This is a genomic window from Rhizobium sp. 21-4511-3d, from assembly GCF_053522545.1.
This window is the reverse complement of the sequence record NZ_JBNWCF010000007.1, coordinates 128,073-145,567: the sequence shown is the minus strand read 5'-3', so window position 1 is coordinate 145,567 and position 17,495 is coordinate 128,073. Positions and strand designations below refer to the sequence as shown.

The 17,495-nt window shown below is 61.7% G+C and carries 18 protein-coding genes and 1 pseudogene; 13 read left to right on the top strand and 6 right to left on the bottom strand.

Translation table 11 applies throughout. The features are described 5' to 3' along the window. Positions 1 to 111 precede the first annotated feature (111 nt). Entirely contained in the window at positions 112 to 426 is a 315-nt protein-coding gene (locus tag ACQZ5H_RS16950) for a hypothetical protein (RefSeq protein ID WP_449098459.1), read from the top strand. Between the two features lie 218 nt (positions 427 to 644). Beyond that, the gene (locus ACQZ5H_RS16945; RefSeq protein WP_449098458.1) at positions 645 to 1,526 is read left to right on the top strand and encodes an aldo/keto reductase; all 882 of its coding nucleotides are present in this window, start codon (positions 645 to 647) and stop codon (positions 1,524 to 1,526) included. Positions 1,527 to 1,862: 336 nt separating this feature from the next. On the opposite strand, the gene ACQZ5H_RS16940 is transcribed toward ACQZ5H_RS16945, so the two are convergent. After that, positions 1,863 to 2,246, bottom strand: a complete 384-nt coding sequence (locus ACQZ5H_RS16940; RefSeq protein WP_025555417.1) for a hypothetical protein — start codon at positions 2,244 to 2,246, stop codon at positions 1,863 to 1,865. Between the two features lie 177 nt (positions 2,247 to 2,423). On the opposite strand from ACQZ5H_RS16940, the gene ACQZ5H_RS16935 reads away from it, so the two are divergent. The 3 genes from ACQZ5H_RS16935 (at position 2,424) to ACQZ5H_RS16925 (ending at position 6,092) form a co-directional block, all read left to right on the top strand. Continuing rightward, entirely contained in the window at positions 2,424 to 3,677 is a 1,254-nt protein-coding gene (locus ACQZ5H_RS16935; RefSeq protein ID WP_413710894.1) for an alpha/beta hydrolase, read from the top strand. Between the two features lie 66 nt (positions 3,678 to 3,743). Continuing rightward, positions 3,744 to 5,012: an NAD(P)/FAD-dependent oxidoreductase gene (locus ACQZ5H_RS16930; protein ID WP_449098582.1), complete on the top strand. Its 1,269-nt coding sequence runs from the start codon at positions 3,744 to 3,746 to the stop codon at positions 5,010 to 5,012. Positions 5,013 to 5,054: 42 nt separating this feature from the next. Further along, positions 5,055 to 6,092, top strand: a complete 1,038-nt coding sequence (locus ACQZ5H_RS16925) for a proline racemase family protein (protein WP_199626079.1) — start codon at positions 5,055 to 5,057, stop codon at positions 6,090 to 6,092. Positions 6,093 to 6,107: 15 nt separating this feature from the next. Here ACQZ5H_RS16925 and ACQZ5H_RS16920 read toward each other — a convergent pair whose 3' ends face one another. From ACQZ5H_RS16920 to ACQZ5H_RS16905, 4 genes are read right to left on the bottom strand one after another with little or no spacing between them, the layout of a single operon-like run. Further along, positions 6,108 to 6,416, bottom strand: coding sequence for a BrnA antitoxin family protein (locus ACQZ5H_RS16920; protein WP_025555372.1), 309 nt, complete (start codon positions 6,414 to 6,416; stop codon positions 6,108 to 6,110). Next, positions 6,401 to 6,676, bottom strand: coding sequence for a BrnT family toxin (locus tag ACQZ5H_RS16915; protein WP_025555519.1), 276 nt, complete (start codon positions 6,674 to 6,676; stop codon positions 6,401 to 6,403). The genes ACQZ5H_RS16920 and ACQZ5H_RS16915 overlap by 16 nt, the downstream gene beginning before the upstream one ends. 50 nt (positions 6,677 to 6,726) lie before the next feature. After that, positions 6,727 to 7,209 carry an RbsD/FucU family protein gene (locus ACQZ5H_RS16910; RefSeq protein ID WP_025555520.1) on the bottom strand — a complete coding sequence of 161 codons (483 nt, stop codon included), beginning with the start codon at positions 7,207 to 7,209 and terminating at the stop codon, positions 6,727 to 6,729. After that, positions 7,193 to 8,440, bottom strand: a complete 1,248-nt coding sequence (locus ACQZ5H_RS16905; RefSeq protein WP_449098457.1) for an ROK family transcriptional regulator — start codon at positions 8,438 to 8,440, stop codon at positions 7,193 to 7,195. Before ACQZ5H_RS16905 ends, ACQZ5H_RS16910 begins: the two co-directional genes overlap by 17 nt. 239 nt (positions 8,441 to 8,679) lie before the next feature. Between ACQZ5H_RS16905 and ACQZ5H_RS16900 the strand changes: the two genes are divergently transcribed. The 8 genes and pseudogenes from ACQZ5H_RS16900 to ACQZ5H_RS16865 all read left to right on the top strand — a co-directional run bounded on the left by ACQZ5H_RS16900 (position 8,680) and on the right by ACQZ5H_RS16865 (position 16,903). After that, positions 8,680 to 9,699, top strand: coding sequence for a sugar ABC transporter substrate-binding protein (locus ACQZ5H_RS16900; RefSeq protein WP_112713623.1), 1,020 nt, complete (start codon positions 8,680 to 8,682; stop codon positions 9,697 to 9,699). Positions 9,700 to 9,856: 157 nt separating this feature from the next. After that, positions 9,857 to 10,936, top strand: a complete 1,080-nt coding sequence (locus tag ACQZ5H_RS16895; protein ID WP_449098456.1) for an ABC transporter permease — start codon at positions 9,857 to 9,859, stop codon at positions 10,934 to 10,936. Further along, a complete protein-coding gene (locus tag ACQZ5H_RS16890) occupies positions 10,936 to 11,718 on the top strand; it encodes an ATP-binding cassette domain-containing protein (protein ID WP_112713619.1) in 783 nt (260 codons plus the stop codon). Before ACQZ5H_RS16895 ends, ACQZ5H_RS16890 begins: the two co-directional genes overlap by 1 nt. Then, entirely contained in the window at positions 11,715 to 12,344 is a 630-nt protein-coding gene (locus tag ACQZ5H_RS16885) for a nucleoside triphosphate hydrolase (protein WP_449098455.1), read from the top strand. Before ACQZ5H_RS16890 ends, ACQZ5H_RS16885 begins: the two co-directional genes overlap by 4 nt. A gap of 140 nt (positions 12,345 to 12,484) precedes the next feature. Beyond that, a complete protein-coding gene (locus tag ACQZ5H_RS16880; protein WP_449098454.1) occupies positions 12,485 to 13,693 on the top strand; it encodes an MFS transporter in 1,209 nt (402 codons plus the stop codon). Positions 13,694 to 13,773: 80 nt separating this feature from the next. Continuing rightward, positions 13,774 to 14,814, top strand: a complete 1,041-nt coding sequence (pyrC, locus tag ACQZ5H_RS16875; protein WP_449098453.1) for a dihydroorotase — start codon at positions 13,774 to 13,776, stop codon at positions 14,812 to 14,814. Positions 14,815 to 15,002: 188 nt separating this feature from the next. Further along, positions 15,003 to 16,180, top strand: a pseudogene (locus tag ACQZ5H_RS16870) (GGDEF domain-containing protein). 186 nt (positions 16,181 to 16,366) lie between these two features. Then, entirely contained in the window at positions 16,367 to 16,903 is a 537-nt protein-coding gene (locus ACQZ5H_RS16865; RefSeq protein WP_449098452.1) for a glyoxalase superfamily protein, read from the top strand. A 34-nt stretch (positions 16,904 to 16,937) separates the two neighbouring features. On the opposite strand, the gene ACQZ5H_RS16860 is transcribed toward ACQZ5H_RS16865, so the two are convergent. Then, complete coding sequence (locus ACQZ5H_RS16860) at positions 16,938 to 17,420, bottom strand: anthrone oxygenase family protein (protein ID WP_449098451.1); 483 nt, start codon at positions 17,418 to 17,420, stop codon at positions 16,938 to 16,940. Positions 17,421 to 17,495: the final 75 nt, after the last annotated feature.

The window sequence follows — 17,495 nt, the reverse complement described above, 5'->3', positions numbered from 1 at the left end:
CAGTGTCCGCGATTTGAACTTTATTGATTTGCGATGCGTCTGCGCTCCAGCCTAGCTTCGCGCAATCTTCAGGCGGTATCTGCGAGATCTTCGCGCGCAGGAGAGAATGCAATGAAGGCAAGTGGTTTGGTTGTGGTTTCGGTCGCCAGTATGGCGGCTTTGCTTGCCGGTTGCGTCGATCGTGCCAATTCTCCGGTTCTCTATCCTGTTGGTACGCCTACCAATCCGTCCTTCGTCGCGCATGCGATGTGCATGGGGGAGGGCAATGCGGCCTATGACGAATCGATGCGGCTCTACAAGGAGCGCTCGCAGATCAGCGGTCAATATGATGAGGATGAAGGCAAGGCGGTCTCGCGTAGTGCCGCGCGCCGTGCCTACACCGCCTGCGCCTCGTCGGAAGGCTATCGGGCCGTCTACGATCAATAGACCGTGTAGGCGCCCCAACACCTCTCAAAAACGTGCCGGCTGACGAGGGCAGCATATTGCCCCGCACATGGTCGCTGCCCATCTATCTTCAGCATTGTTCTGCCTTGCCGCCGGAAGCGGAATTGCCGAGCTGTGCGCATTTGGATGTCCGGCCAGCTCCGGCTGCTGCCTCTCGTCCGTTTTGATTGTTTTCACGCATCGATAAGAGAGGAAAGACAATGTCCGCTTTGAATGCTGCACAATCCGGCACCTTCAAGATCGGTGGCGATCTCGAGGTCAATCGGCTCGGCTTCGGCGCCATGCGCGTCACCGGCGACGGTATCTGGGGCCAGCCGGCCGATCATGCCGAATCCATCCGTACGCTGAAGCGCCTTCCGGAACTCGGCGTCAATTTCATCGACACTGCCGATTCCTATGGCCCCGACATTTCCGAATGGCTGATCAAGGAAGCGCTTCATCCCTACAGCAAGGGTTCCATCATCGCCACCAAGGGCGGCCTGACCCGGCATGGCCCGAATATCTGGCTTCCCGTCGGCCGTCCCGAATATCTGATCCAGCAGGTGCACAAGAGCCTGCGCAATCTCGGCGTCGACAGGATCGATCTCTGGCAGCTCCACCGCATCGACCCGAAGGTCCCGGCCGGTGAGCAGTTCGATGCGATCAAGTCGCTGCAGGCCTCCGGTCTGATCCGCCATGCGGGTTTGAGCGAAGTCTCCGTCGCCGATATCGAGGCGGCATCGAAATACTTCAAGGTCGCCACCGTCCAGAACCGCTATAATCTGGTCGATCGCACCAGCGAGGATGTGCTCGACTATTCGGCAAAGCACAATATCGGCTTCATCCCCTGGTATCCGCTCGCCGCTGGCGACCTCGCCAAGCCGGGCTCGCTGCTCGATACGATCGCCAGGAAGCACAACGCGGCGCCGAGCCAGATCGCCCTTGCCTGGGTGCTGAAGCGCAGCCCCGTGATGCTGCCGATCCCCGGCACCTCGAAGGTCAAGCATTTGGAAGAAAACGTTGCCGCTGTCGGCATCACGCTGTCGGATGAGGAGTTCGCTGCGCTCGATGCCGAGGGCAAGAAGCTTTTCAAGGCCGCCTGATATTGTGACGAAAGGTGTGGCGGCAACCGTCGCCATGCCCCGCATCCGGCCGAAAATCGGTCAGGAATTTGACCGGTTGATTAAAATTGCTGCAAAATGAGGCGACTTCGCAAATGTGCTACAGTTAGCTATGCGAATGATGCATTGCTGCGTTGCGGTAATATCCCTATTCCTGATCAAATGAATGGGCTATCTATATCTCCGTAAGTAGCGCACTCCTCCTCCCAGCGCTCTTACGAAGACTGGTAACACTCCTCCTCCCAGTTGCCAGTCAAGATCAAGAGCTCGGTGCACCTCCTCCCGCACCGAGCTCTTTTCTATTTCAGTCCTTGAAAATCAGTCGCCGATCCGCGCCACGCCGGTTTCGCCGTTGTCGCGCGTCCACTTCACCTTGCCGGGGCCTGCGCGCTCCAGCTGGAAGCACATCGGTGCGCCCTTGTACCAGGTCTGAAATTTCTGGCAGAGCTGGTCCGATTGGATCCACCATTTGCCGGTATCGCTGGGCTTGAAATAGCGGCCGAGACCGATCGCCTTGCCACTGCCGTCGACGGCGCCCGATGTGTGATAGTTGAGCGGCAGCTCACCGCCGAGCGGTGTGGCGAGATAGATCGTCTTGCCGATAATATCGCGCCGGATGTCGTCTTCCGCCAGCCGTTCCGCATGCGCGAGCGACGGCATCAGCAATGCCGCCGAGGCGAGGGCGATCAGAATAGCCTTCATTGCATCCGTCCATCTATCCATGAGTATTGGGTGAAGAACGGACAAGACGAAGATAAAGTTTCACCCGGACGCGATCGGCCTGCCTTATTTGACTCCGCTGCATTGGCCGTCTTATTTGGCGGGCGGCCGGACTGTCGGCAGTAACGGGGAGATGGCATGCTCGGCGGATCAGGGGCGATGCAAAAGACGCTTGCTGCGATGACGCTTGCAGCCTTTCTGCTGACCGGCTGCGGTGGCCGTGCCGTCGGCGTCATGACCCCCGTAGGCGCGACGCAGCCAGGCACCTCTCAGGTCAATCTGCTGGTCGCGACCACCCGTGCACCGGATACCGATCCAGGCGTTCTGTTCTCCGGCGAGCGCGGAACCGGTCTGATGGTCAACGCTGTCGATGTCTCGATCCCGCCGGATGCCAATCGCAAGGTCGGCCAGGTCCAGTGGCCGAAGCGGCTGCCCGCCGATCCGCTGCGCGATTTCGTCACTGTCTCTGTCGATCCGCTGCAGGGCGAGAAGGCGGGCGAGGGCTGGCTGAAGGGCCATATGCCGAAGAGCCGCCGGGTGCTGATTTTCGTTCACGGCTTCAACAATCTCTATGAGGATGCGGTCTACCGCTTCGCGCAGATCGTTCACGACTCGCATGCCGACGTCGCGCCCGTCGTCTTCACCTGGCCGTCGCGCGGCTCGATTTTCGATTACAATTATGACAAGGAAAGCACCAACTATTCCCGCGATGCGCTGGAAGAGTTGCTGCGCCGTACCGCCGAGAACCCCGCCGTCAGCGACGTAACGATCATGGCGCACTCGATGGGCACCTGGCTGACCGTCGAGGCGCTGCGGCAGATGGCGATCCGCGATGGACGCGTGGCCCCGAAGATCAACAATGTCATCCTGGCGTCGCCGGATCTCGATGTCGATGTCTTCGGCCGCCAGTTTGTCAGCCTCGGCAAGGACAAGCCGCATTTCACCATCTTCGTCTCACGGGATGACCGGGCGCTAGCCCTGTCGCGCCGCATCTCGGGCAATGTCGATCGCCTCGGCCAGATCGATCCCTCGGTCGAGCCTTACCGCAGCAAACTCGAAGCGGCGGGCATCACAGTGCTCGATCTTACCAAGCTCAAGGGCGGCGACCGCCTGAACCACGGCAAGTTCGCCGAGAGCCCGGAAGTAGTGAAGCTGATCGGCGATCGCCTGATTGCGGGACAGACGATCACGGATTCGAATGTCGGTCTCGGCGAAGCTGTCGGGGCCGTCGCCATCGGCGCGGCGCAAACGGTCGGCAGCGCCGCCAGCGTTGCCGTCAGCACGCCGATCGCCATCTTCGATCCGCGCACCCGGCGCAATTACGATGCCCAGCTGAAGCGACTCGGCCAGTCGGTGGAGAACACCGCAGGCTCCGTCGGAGACAGCGTCGGCGCCGGGCTGCCCAGCCAATAAAATTCCCGTAGGCAAGTGGATTGATCTGATATATCACGTCCTTTGGCGGCGATCTGCATGGCGCCGATGGGAATGGATGGCGCGATGACGGATAATGTGAAGCAAACGGTTGCCGTGGTCGGCGCAGGTGTGATCGGCGCCTCGATTGCCTTCGAGCTCCAGCGGCGCGGCTTCCAGGTGACGCTGATCGACAAGGGCGAGCCGGGTCGCGGCACCTCCTATGGCAATATGGCCAGCATCGCGCTCGATTTCGCGGCCGGCTCCGGCCCCACGACCTGGAAGAAGATCCCGCGCTGGCTGCTGGATCCGGAAGGCCCGGTCTGGCTGCGCCCGTCCTATGCGCCGAAGATGCTGCCCTGGTTCCTGCGCTTCATCGCCGCCGGCCGCCCATCGCGCCTGCGCGAGATCGAGGATGCCGGCATGCTGCTGACCGGCCGCGCGCTCGGCGACTTCCGCACCATGCTCTCGGCGATCGGCGCGCCTGACCTGATGGCCGATGAAGGTTGCCTGGCGATCTACGAGACGGAAGCCGAATTTGCCGGCGACCGCGGTCATATCGAGATGATGCAGCGCTACGGCTTCGAGTTCGAAGTGCTGAACGGCGGCGCGATCCAGCACTATGAGCCGACGCTGTCGTCCAAGGTCGCCAAGGCGGTGCTGCTGCCCGACAACAAGTCGATCCGCGATCCCTACCAGCTGGTCGTCAAGCTTGCAGCCGCGGCCGAGGCGGCCGGTGCGCGCTTCCTGTCCGGCAGCGTGCAGGGAATCGAGCGCAAGCCCGATGGAACTAAAACCGTCATCCTGGAAAGCGGCGGGCGTATCGAGGTCGGTTCGGTCGTCCTAGCCGCCGGTGTCCATACGCGCACGCTTGCCGAAAAACTCGGCGAGCCGATCCCGCTCGAAACCGAGCGCGGCTACCACACGCAGATCATGAAGCCCGGCATTTCCATGCGCTATTCGGTGATCTGGCCGCACCGCGCCTTCATGGTCACGCCGACCGCGGGGGGGATCCGCATCGGCGGCAATGTCGAACTCGCCGGTCTTGATGCCGCGCCCGATTTCCGCCGCCCGCGTGTTCTGGTACGCCATGCACAGCGCGTGCTTCCCGGCTTGAAGGTCGAGGACACCAGCGAGTGGATGGGCCATCGCCCGGCCTTGCCGGACACGATCCCGATCATCTCGGCTTCGTCGAAGGTGCCCGGCGTGTTCTACGCGACGGGCCATGGCCATCTCGGCCTGACGCTGGCAGCGACGACGGCGCAGCTGATCGGCGATATGGTCTCCGGAGAGAAGCCGGCGATCGACATGAAGCCGTTCCGCATCGATAGATATTGATTTGCATGACGAGCCTGAGCTCGCATTGGAAGGACTAGGCAGATGAGATGGAAGCGCACGATCCAGCTTCTGGACGTTCATTGCGAAGGCGAAATCGGCAAGGTCGCGATCGGCGGCGTGCCGAAAATCCCGGGCGAAACCGTGGCGGCCCAGCTGCACTGGCTGAACACCGATCCCAAGGGCACCGAGCTTCGCCGCTTTCTCTGCCTCGAGCCGCGCGGCGCGCCGATCGGCTCCGTCAATCTCCTGCTGCCGGCGAAGCATCCGGATGCCGATGCGGCCTTCATCATCCTGCAGCCCGACCAGGCACATGCGAGCTCCGGCTCGAATTCGATCTGCGTCACGACCGCGCTGCTCGAATCCGGTATCGTCGAGATGAAGGAACCGGAAACGGTCGTCACGCTCGAAACGGCCGCCGGTCTGGTCAAGGCCGTCGCCACCTGCCGCGACGGCCGTTGCGAAAAGGTGCGCCTGACGATGGTTCCGGCCTTCGTCCACGAGCTCGATGTCGAGGTCGAAACGCCGGAATGGGGCAAGATCAAAGTCGATCTCTGCTACGGCGGCATCTTCTATGCGCTGGTCGATGTCGGCCAGATCGGCTCGAAGATCGAGAAGTCCAATGCCGCCGAGCTGGTTCGCGCCGGCATGGTGCTGAAGGACATCATCAACCGCGACATCCAGGTCGTCCATCCTGAGATCCCAGCGATCTCGGGCGTCGCCTATGTGATGTTCCGCGATATCGAGCCGGATGGCGCCGTGCGCACCTGCACGACCATGTGGCCCGGCCGCGCCGACCGCTCACCCTGCGGCACCGGCAGCTCGGCAAACCTCACCACCCTGCATGCGCGCGGCAAGGCAAAGCCCGGCGACATCTTCACGTCGCGCTCGATCATCGGCTCGGAATTCGAAGTCGGCCTGCAGTCCGTCACCGAAGTCGCGGGCCGCCCGGCAATCATCCCGACCATCACCGGCCGCGGCTTCACCTTCGGCCTCTCACAGGTCGCCCTCGACCCCTTCGACCCGCACCCGGGCGGCTTCGCCCTGACCGATGTCTGGGGTCCCCAAGCGGGTGAGATCTAAGGAATAATGCCGGGCTCAGAGCCCGGCAGCTTTCCGCAGGGCGGCGTTCATTCGTCCTTGCCAGCCTTTGCCGCTCTCACGGAATTTCGCGACGACATCCTCGTCAATGCGCAGTGTGATCTGCTTCTTGGGATGTTCGATCGGTGGCCGGCCGCGTGCGCGCCGGTGCTCGTCCATTGCATCGAAAAATGCTTTGGGCAAAACGTCTTGCGCGGGACGCATGGCGGCAAGTTCTTCGTCCGTCAGTGGTGGTGAATCGACGGCGTCCCAATCATCCTTGGAGTAGCCACGGCCGGGCTGAAATGTCTTTAGGGTTTTGGCCATTCAAGCTTGCTCCTTTCCTTCGCGTTAGCCTTTCGAAAGCTGATGATGGATATGGCTTCATTTCCGAGCGTCGCGAAAATCACAACGGCTGTCCCATCACGATAGTAGCCAATTGCCTTCATCCGCTGTTTGCCCTCGGCGTCAGGCTTGGTCACCTCGATAACAGCGCGGCGCCAGTCGAGCTCATCGACATCGGCAAAGTCAAATCCATGCTTATCAAGATTTGACTGCCGCTTCGGCTCGTCCCAGACGATCTTCATGAATTTAATGTAGCTACTTTATTGAAGTTTGCAACGCATCGCAAATGACCTCAATACTCGAAAGGATCGCTCTTGCCTTTGGCGTTGCCATGCTGGTCCGCAGTCTGCGGATAGATCACGCCCTTGCGCAGGATGATGTTGGCGTAGAGCCGCGGTTCGCTCGTCTGGATGATGGCGTGGGCGGCGCGGACGCGGCCGTAGAAATCCTGGCCGATGAGCGGCGTGACGGCGCGGTGCGGTTCGTGGCGGGCGCAGCAGTCGATCATTTCTTCATGCACGGGATCGAGCTTGTCGCGCTCGGCCTTGACCGTCGAGCGGAAGATTGCTTCAGGCACGAAGTCATCGATCGGCAGCACGCTGAGCACGGCGTCCAGCACGGGGATGAGGCCATGGCCGTCAAGACGGATCAGGCGGCGGGCATGTTCGACGCCCGGATAGTTGCCGTCGACGATGGCGATTTCGTCGCCGTGGCCCATGGCGCGCAGCGTCGAAAGCAGTTCCGGACTCAAGAGCGGATCAAGCCCCTTCAGCATTTTCAATCTCCTTGAACAGCACGTTCTGATCGGTCAGATAGCGCGCAAAGATCGGAAGGCTCGCCCCGCCGATCGCGCGTGCCTGCGACCCAACTGCGCCCTCGATAATCTCGGGCATGACGACGCCTTGAAGGTCGAGCTTCTCGGCTTCACGCATTGTCGCCCGAACGATCCGCTCGCGCACCCAGCCCGGAAAGCCCCCGTCGATCACGGCGGCGCTGAAGTCGATGATCGAGGCGGCCGCAACGATCGCCTGCGCCAGCGCTTTGGCTGAATCCTGGATCCAGAGCTCCATGGCCTCGCCGAAATCCACCCAGTCGTCGGCGGAATACCAGAGCGGCTCGGGATCGATGCCGCGTTCGCGCAGCATGTTTTCGAGCACGAAGATCGAAGCGATTTCAAGCAGCTGCAGCGTCTCTCCGTTCTTGCCGCGCACGGGCAGGGGGCCGATGGCACCCGCCGTTCCGGTGCGGCCGGAAAAGATGGCCGAGTTCAGGACGATGCCACCCCCGATGAACGAGCCGATGAAGAAATAGACGAAATCGGGATAGGAGGGGCCGACGCCGAAAACGAGCTCGGCGCCGCAGGCGCTCGTCGCGTCGTTCTGCAGGAAGACGGGGTAGGAAACCCGCTTGGTCACCTCGCCCTGCAGGTCGAAGCCGCGCCAGACATCCATGGCGCCGGGCGGCGAACCGACTTCCTCGGCCCAGTTCCAGAGCTCGAAGGGGGCGGCGATGCCGATCCCGGCAATCCGTCCGCGCTGCTGCGCATCCAGCCGTCCCTCAAGCTCGGCAATGCCTGATACGATGAAATCGAGAAAATCGCCGGGCAGGGGATAGGCATAGGTCTTGTGCAGCTGCATGCGGATATTGCCGACGAAATCCATCAGCACCAGGTCGGCGCTTCGCCGGCCCATCTTCACGCCGAAGGAATAGACGGCGTCTGGATTGAGATGCATCGGGATCGATGGCTGGCCCACACGCCCGCGTATCGGCGCTCCGCGCGAAAGCAGACCTTCCCTCTCAAGTTCCCGCATGATGACGGAAACCGTCTGCGCCGATAGACCGCTGCGGCGTGCGATATCGGCCTTCGACAGCGCGCCGTAGAGGCGCACCAGCGAAAGCACGAGCCGCTCGTTGTAGGCGCGCACCCGGATCTGGTTCGCGCCCCCGGCGGGGTTCAATATTGGCGGTTGGGCCGGTGCGTGCACCGGGCCTTCCAGGGATGCCATTGGCCACTCCTCCCGACCATCGGCCTATGCCTGATTTTCAACCAGCATGCCATACCGAATTAATAATTCAATTGGATTTATTTATTGACAAGCGATTTTCTTTTCGCTTTTAATCGCCAACGTGAACGGCATCGAGCGGCCTGGGAGGAGGCTAAACGCGAAATCCGCGGCCGCGTTCGTGCTTGAAAATACGGGTTCGGCCATCGTGGCGATCCGGTTAATCTCTGGGAGGAGTTCTCATGAAGAAATCAGTTCTCGCTTTCGGCGCGCTCGCACTCGGCGTCGCCTTCTCGGCTCCGGCAATGGCCGCCGACGTTTCGGCCTGCCTGATCACCAAGACCGATACCAACCCCTTCTTCGTCAAGATGAAGGAAGGCGCGACGGCCAAGGCCAAGGAACTCGGCGTCAACCTGAAGTCCTATGCAGGCAAGATCGACGGTGACAGCGAAAGCCAGGTCGCCGCAATCGAAACCTGCATCGCTGACGGCGCCAAGGGTATCCTGATCGCCGCTTCGGACACCAAGGGCATCGTTCCGAACATCAAGAAGGCGCGTGACGCCGGCCTGCTGGTCATTGCTCTCGACACCCCGCTTGAGCCGATCGACGCTGCCGACATGACCTTCGCAACCGACAACCTGCTCGCCGGCAAGCTGATTGGCCAGTGGGCCAAGGAAACGCTCGGCGACAAGGCTGCCGATGCCAAGGTTGCCTTCCTCGACCTCACCCCGTCCCAGCCGTCCGTCGACGTTCTGCGCGACCAGGGCTTCATGATGGGCTTCGGCATCGACCCGAAGGATCCGAACAAGATCGGCGACGAAGACGACAAGCGCATCGTTGGCCACGACATCACCAACGGTAACGAAGAAGGCGGCCGTACCGCGATGGAAAACCTTCTCCAGAAGGACCCGACCATCAACGTCGTCCACACCATCAACGAACCGGCTGCTGCCGGCGCCTATGAAGCGCTGAAGGCTGTCGGCCGTGAGAAGGACGTGCTGATCGTTTCCGTCGACGGCGGTTGCCCGGGCGTCAAGAACGTTGCTGATGGCGTCATCGGCGCCACCTCGCAGCAGTACCCGCTGCAGATGGCCGCTCTCGGCATCGAAGCGATCAAGAAGTTCGCCGACTCCGGTGAGAAGCCGAAGCCGACCGAAGGCAAGAACTTCTTCGACACCGGCGTTACCCTCGTGACCGACAAGCCGGTTTCCGGCGTCAAGTCGATCGACACGAAGGAAGGCCTGGGCAAGTGCTGGGGTTGATCCCCGCCTAGCCTGACCAAAACGCGGAGATGCCAAAGCGGCATCTCCGCTCCCTGCTCATCTTTGACAGCGCGCCGAATTGGGTGCAGCTTATCCCACGTCCTGCCTGAAAGTGGCGGGATGCCCCTTAGGGAGTGGGGTCACGCGGAGGATTTCCATGAGCGAGCCGACAACAGCCGCACCGCATCACGATTATGAAAAAGTCCTCAAGGACAGTTCGAAGGACGTTGCTTCCTTTGACACGGACGACAACTCGGTCATCCAGAAATTCAGGCATTTCCTGCACTCGTCGCCATCGGCCGTATCGCTGATCGTCCTTGTGCTGTCGCTGATCATCTTCGGCGCCCTTCTGGGGACCAAGTTCTTCTCGGCATTTTCGCTGACGCTGATCCTGCAGCAGGTGGCGATCACCGGTATCGTCGGCGCCGCGCAGACGCTTGTCATCATGACGGCCGGCATCGATCTTTCCGTCGGCGCCATCATGGTGCTCTCGTCGGTGGTCATGGGACAGTTCGTGTTCCGCTATGGTCTTCCGGTCGAGCTCGCCGTTCTCTGCGGCTTCGCCGTCGGCGCCCTCTGCGGCTACATAAACGGCCTGCTGATCGCCCGGATGAAGCTGCCGCCGTTCATCGTCACCCTCGGCATGTGGCAGATCGTGCTTGCCACGAACTTCCTCTATTCAGCCAACGAGACGATCCGTGCGCAGGATATCGAAACCCAGGCGCCGTTGTTGCAGCTCTTCGGCAATACCTTCCGCATCGGCGGCGCGGTCTTTACCTATGGCGTCATCGCCATGGTCCTGCTCGTGGCGGTTCTCTGGTATGTCCTGAACCACACGGCCTGGGGCCGGCATCTCTATGCCGTCGGCGACGATCCTGAGGCCGCCGGTCTTTCCGGTGTCAACGTCAAGCGCATGCTGGTATCGACCTATGTCCTGTCGGGCCTAATCTGTGCGCTGGCCGGCTGGGCTCTCATCGGCCGTATCGGTTCCGTGTCTCCAACTGCCGGCCAGTTCGCCAACATCGAATCCATCACCGCCGTGGTGATCGGCGGCATCTCGCTCTTCGGTGGCCGCGGCTCCATTCTCGGCATGATGTTCGGCGCGCTTATCGTCGGCGTCTTCTCGCTCGGTCTTCGCCTTCTCGGCACCGACGTGCAATGGACTTACCTCCTGATCGGCGTGCTCATCATCGCCGCAGTTGGAATCGATCAGTGGATCAGAAAGGCAGCAGGCTGATGGCACTCGAACCTCTGCTCACGGCACGCGGCCTGGTCAAACGCTACGGTCGCGTCACTGCCCTCGATCATGCCGATTTCGATCTCTATCCCGGCGAAATCCTCGCCGTGATCGGCGACAACGGCGCGGGCAAGTCCTCGCTCATCAAGGCGATCTCGGGTGCTATCCGTCCCGACGAGGGGGAGATCCGGCTGGAAGGCCAGCCGATCCACTTCTCGTCGCCGATCGAGGCTCGCAAGGCCGGCATCGAAACGGTCTATCAGAACCTCGCCCTGTCGCCGGCGCTGTCGATCGCCGACAACATGTTCCTCGGACGCGAGCTCCGCAAACCCGGCTTCATGGGCCAGTTTTTCCGAAAGCTCGATCATTCGGCGATGGAAAAGCAGGCGCGTGCCAAGCTTTCCGAGCTCGGCCTGATGACGATCCAGAACATCAACCAGGCGGTGGAGACGCTCTCCGGCGGTCAGCGCCAGGGTGTCGCCGTTGCCCGCGCCGCAGCCTTCGGCTCGAAGGTCATCATCCTTGATGAGCCGACGGCCGCCCTCGGCGTCAAGGAGAGCCGCCGCGTTCTGGAGCTCATTCTCGATGTCCGTTCGCGCGGCATCCCGATCGTGCTCATCTCGCACAACATGCCGCATGTCTTCGAAGTCGCCGACCGCATCCACATCCACCGTCTCGGACGCCGTCTCACGGTGATCAATCCGAAGGAATACACGATGTCGGATGCCGTCGCCTTCATGACCGGCGCCAAGGCCGCTCCCCAGGAGACGGTCGCCGCATGAACCTGAGGATGGACGAGATTACCGGCGCGGTGCTCGACCGCGCCGGAATTGCGAAGCGCTTCCTGATCGCCATCGCCGGTCCGCCCGGTGCCGGCAAGTCGACAATGGCCGATAATCTCGCCAATGGCCTCAAGGCCCGCGGGGAGACTGCGGCCGTGCTGCCGATGGACGGCTTCCACATGGACAATGCCGTGCTGATCGAGCGCGGCCTGCTTGCCCGAAAGGGTATCCCCGAGACCTTCGATGTCCGCGGTTTCCTCGACATCGTCCGCGCCGTCCGCCCGGCCGATCAGGAAGTGCTGGTCCCGGTCTTCGACCGCTCACGCGAGCTCGCCATCGCCTCCGCCCGCCCCATCTCACCCCACGATCGCTTCATCATCATTGAAGGCAACTACCTGCTCTTCACACAGGGTAAATGGGCCGATCTCGACGGCATCTTCGACTTCACCATCATGCTCGCCCCGCCGATCGAGGTTCTCGAACAGCGCCTCTGGGAGCGCTGGCGCGGCTACAAGCTCAGCGAAGAAGAAGCCAGCGCCAAGGTCTACGGCAACGACCTTCCAAACGGCCGCCTCATTTTGGAGAACCGCCGTCCGTCCGATGTCACCCTCGAGATCGCGCTCTAGGGCTCATCATTGCGGCACTTGCCGACCGGCGAGAATCGCGACATCCATTCAACCTCTGGCTTTAGAGCCGGAGGTTTTTCATTTTCAGCGGCAGGCATCTGTTTTCAAGCCTCACGCGATTTTCAAGTCTGCCTTTGCCGATGCTGCGATCCTATCTTGCCTTTGCACGCCAGAACCCCCGGCTCCTCGGTTACGCGGTCATCCTGATGGTCCTGTCGAGCGCCGGACAGACATTCTTCTTCTCGCTGTTTTCTGAGGCGTTCCGCAGCCACTACGCGCTCAGTGACGGCAGTCTGGGAACAGTGTTTGCCATTGCGACTTTCGCGTCGGCCTTGGCGCTGCCCTCCCTAGGCCAGAAAATCGACAGGGTAAGCCTTCGCAGCTTCACGCTCGGCGCCGGCCTGCTGCTCGGCATCGCCTGCGCGATGATTGCGCTCTCTCCTGCGTCGGTTCTCTTCTTTGCCGTCTGCCTCTTCCTGCTTCGGCTTGCCGGTCAGGGCTTGATGGTGCACACGGCAATGACGTCGATGGTCCGGTTCTTCCCGGCCGACAGCGGAAAGGCGATGGCCGTCGTCAGCCTCGCCTATTCGGCGGCCTTGGTCTTCATTCCGGCCGTTGCGGTTGCCGTCATAGGCGTCGCGGGTTGGCGGGGGACGTGGCTGCTGACGGGCGTAGCGGTCGCTCTCGGTGTCTGCGCATCGTGCCTGCTGCTACCGCGGGATGATGCGTCCGGCAATGCGGCGAAGACCAGTGTTCAGGCGGCGAAGCCGCAAGCAGCCCGGCCGAAGCTCGCATTGATGCTGCTCCTGTGCCCGACGATGCTGGCGGTCTCCTTCATCCTGACGGCAATGATCTTCCATCAGGCCGTCCTTGCAGCTGAAAAGGGCTGGCCGCTCGAATGGCTGGCGGCCTGCTTTTCCGTTTTTGCCATCGCGCAGGCGGCGACATCGGCTCTCGTGGCACCCGTCATCGACAGGATTCGCGGCGTCCGCATCCTGCCGGTCTTCCTCTTGCCGCTCGCACTAGGGCTGAGCCTGATCGCACTCTTCGACGGCTTCTGGGCGGCGCCCGTCTATATGAGCCTCCTCGGCATGTCCGCCGCGATCGATCTGAAGCTCGGCACCATCCTCTGGGCCGATCTCTTCGGTGCCGGGCAGTTTGGCTATGTCCGCTCGCGCTTCGAGGCGATCCGGATCGTCGTTACCGGCGGCGCTCCGCTGGTAGCCGGAAAGCTGCTGGATGCCGGCATTCCGCTCGCGAGCCAGGCCGCCGCCTACGCATGCTATGCCGTCTGCGCCTCCGCTTTGGGCGTTATCGTCGGCCGGTTTGCAGCCGTCGCTCACAAGTGATTGCCGCGCTGTCTAAACGGTTGTTTCCATCGGCCTGTTGATGCTATCGAAGCGCCACCCGCAGCGCTCCGGAGGCTCCCATGCAATCGATCACCATCCGCCGTCCCGATGACTGGCATCTGCATCTGCGCGACGGCGCCATGCTGGAGGGGGTGATCGGCGATACCAGCCGTGATTTCGCGCGTGCCATCATCATGCCGAACCTCGTGCCTCCCGTCGTCACCACCACGGATGCGCGCGCCTATCGCGAGCGGATCATGAAGGCTCTGCCTGCAGGCGACCGGTTCGAGCCGCTGATGACCCTTTACCTGACGGAGCATACCAGCGCCGATGATGTCGAAGAGGGCAAGAAGAGCGGGCTGATCACCGCGGTGAAGCTCTACCCGGCCGGCGCCACCACCAATTCGCATGGCGGCGTGCGCGATATGGACAAGGCCATGCCGGTTCTGGAGCGCATGGCGAAGATCGGCCTGCCGCTTTGCGTCCACGGCGAAGTCACGACGCCTGAAATCGATATCTTCGATCGCGAAGCCGTGTTCATCGAAACCGTGCTCGATCCGCTGCGCAAGCGTCTGCCGGAACTGAAGGTGACGATGGAGCATGTGACGACGGCCGATGGCATCGACTATATCAAGTCGTCCAAGGCCAATCTGGTCGGCTCGATCACCACGCATCACCTGATCATCAATCGCAACGCCATCCTCGTCGGCGGCATCCGCCCGCATTATTATTGCCTGCCGGTCGCCAAGCGCGAGAACCATCGCCTGGCGCTGCGCGCCGCCGCCGTCAGCGGCGATCCGCGCTTCTTCCTCGGTACGGATTCCGCGCCGCATGTCGATCCGCTGAAGGAATGCGCCTGCGGCTGCGCCGGCATCTATACCTCGATCAACACGATGAGCTGCGTGGCGCATGTCTTCGAGCAGGAGAACGCGCTCGACAAGCTCGAAGCCTTCGTCTCGCTGAATGGTCCGGCCTGGTATGGCCTGCAGCCGAATGAAGAGACGATCACGCTGGTCAAGCGCGAGGAAGCGATTACGGTTCCGTCAAAGATCGAGACTGGCGCAGGGCCGGTAACGGTCTTCGACCCGATGTTCCCGCTTCATTGGGACGTAAAGCGCTGAATAAAGCGCGAAAACTGTCAATTTCGGCGGGTATTCCCGCCGCTTTTACTGTGTAATTGTTACCGCTCTAACATTCGTGTTCGCGGTCCATGATTTTTTAACAGAATGCGTAAGACATTCGTCACCAGTGGCACGATAGCCTGTGGACGGATTATTGGGCGCGGCAGGAGCCGCGGAGTTACCAAAGCATGATGCTGGATTATAATTCCCTTCGGCGCTCGGCGTTTCAGCAACGTGTCTGGCTGTGACCCTGATGGGCAGCTGGTTCGCACGCCGTGCCGAGACCTTCCTGCTCACATGCACCTGCGGCCTCGTGCTCGTCGTCAGCGGCATCTTCGTCTACAGCATCTATGTTTCGTCGCCCGGCATTGTCATGGGTATCGCGAGCTTTGTGCTTTTTCAGGCGGGCTTTGCCGCGATCTGGGGCGCCGGCTATCAGTTTCGCACCAACCGTCTGCCGCTCGCGGGAATCCTCATCCGCGCACTGTCGGCCATGCTTCTGCCGGTGGGCGCGATGGCGACCGGGTATGACGGCCTCGGCTTCATCGCCGACAACACCTCGATCACCCTGCTGCTGCTGGCGACCGCGCTTCAATACTGGCGGGCAAGAGCCGAGGCGCCCGCGCCGATCATGGGCATCACGGTGCTCTACACGCTGACTGGCGTATCCTTTGCGCTCTGCGCCGCCGTGCTGATCTGGGACGGCAAGCTGGTGCTGGGGGTGGCGCCCAACAATTGGGCCGAGGATCTGAGCCTCGCGGTCTGCATCGCCAGCATGACCGGCATCGGCGCCTTATCGCTGGCGCTGCACCAGTGGCGGCTTGCCGCCAGGCACCGCCAGGAGGCGATCACCGATTCTCTGACCGGCCTTCTCAATCGCCGCGCGCTCTTCGATCGTCATGGCGAACGCCAGATGGGCTCGTCGACCGCCGTCATCATCTTCGACCTCGACCATTTCAAGTCGATCAACGACCGTCATGGTCATGCCGCCGGTGACCGCGTTCTCAAGATCTTTGCCGGCGAACTCGCCGCCCATTGCCGCTCGGGCGATACCGCTGCCCGCCTCGGCGGTGAAGAATTCGCGCTCGTTCTCAAGGAGATCATGCCCGGCCGCGCCGAGATGATCGCCGAGCGCATCCGCCGTACTTTCGAGGAACGTGAAATCTATATCGATGACGAAGTGCTGAAATGCACCGTCTCGATCGGTGTCGCGCCCGGCCGTGCCGCGCCGATGGATTTCGATACCATGCTCAGCGAGGCCGACAAGGCGCTCTATGCCGCCAAGCGCGCCGGGCGCAACCGCGTCGAGCTTGCAAACCACCTGCAGGCGGTTCCGGCCGCGCCCTCGGTGCGCAGCGCCTCTTGATCATCCGGCACGAGTTGCTAATGTCGGGACTGGCCGGATGCAGCCAGCCGTCCCGCGGCGCGCAAGCGCTAAGGTGAATGCATCCAGATGAAATCCTTCACATCCTTGCCAATGGCAAACGATGGCGAACGGGTCAGCAGACGCGGGCACTGATCTTCCTGTTCGCTGCCGATGGAAGGATGAACCATGCGCGATTTTCGCGATGCCAAGATCATGGCAAAAGCACTGCGGCAAGCGCTGGCTTGCCGCGATATTTCCCTCACCCATAGCGAGACATTGGAGATCGTGGCCCGGCAATTCGGCTTCGACCAATGGAATATCCTCGCCGCCAAGCTGGACGAGGCGGAAGGCTCGAGTTCAGCGATTGCGCTGGAGCCGCCGATCCCGATCTTCCGCATCTTCGATGTCGCAAAGGCCATGGAATTCTATTGCGGCTTCCTCGGCTTCACGCTCGATTGGGAACACCGCTTCGGCGAGAACTTCCCGCTCTATTGCCAGGTTTCGCGCGGCAAGCTGATCATGCATCTCAGCGAGCATTCCGGCGATGCGAGCCCAGGCGCCAAGGCATTCGTGTGGATGACAGGCGTGCGCGCCTTCCAGGCAGAACTGTCGGCCAAGGACTATCGCTACATGAAGCCGGGGGTCGAGGACGCGCCCTGGGGGCTTGAGATGACGGTCACCGATCCGTTCAGCAACCGGATCGCCTTCTGCGAAAAGAAGTGACGGTGAGGGCGGGATGAATGCCCTCCCGCCTCATTCAAAGGATCATCAGCGCACGGACAAAAGCGATGGCGGAAGCCAGCGACGCCAGCGTGCGCACATGGTTCCACCAGGTCCAGTCGCTGAGATAGCGGTTCCAGAGCGTCACGGCTTCGCTGCCGTTACCGCTGACATTCGCCAATGCATCGTTCATCGGCACGTTGAAGGCAATGGTGGAGATGAAAGAGGCGAAGATATAGGCGGCCGCGCCGCCGATCATCCAGATGCTGGCATTCCCCCGCCAATCCATGAACGCCATGACCGCAATCGCGATGCAGAGGATCGCGACCGGGATGAACAGCAGCATGAAGGGCGAGCGCACGATCGTTACGTTGATCGAGTTCATTGCCGCGATGCCCTGCTCGGGCGGGATACGCGCAAAGGCCGTCATGATGAAGGTCGAGAAGGCGAAGAATATGCCGGCGATCAGGCCGCTACCGATCGCCGCGGCGACGAGCAGGATGGGAAGAATGAATGCCATGGCGAAACCCCTCCATAAAACAAGAGAAAATCTCTCATTTGCAAAATGAGATAAACTCTCTTATTTTCCTTGTCA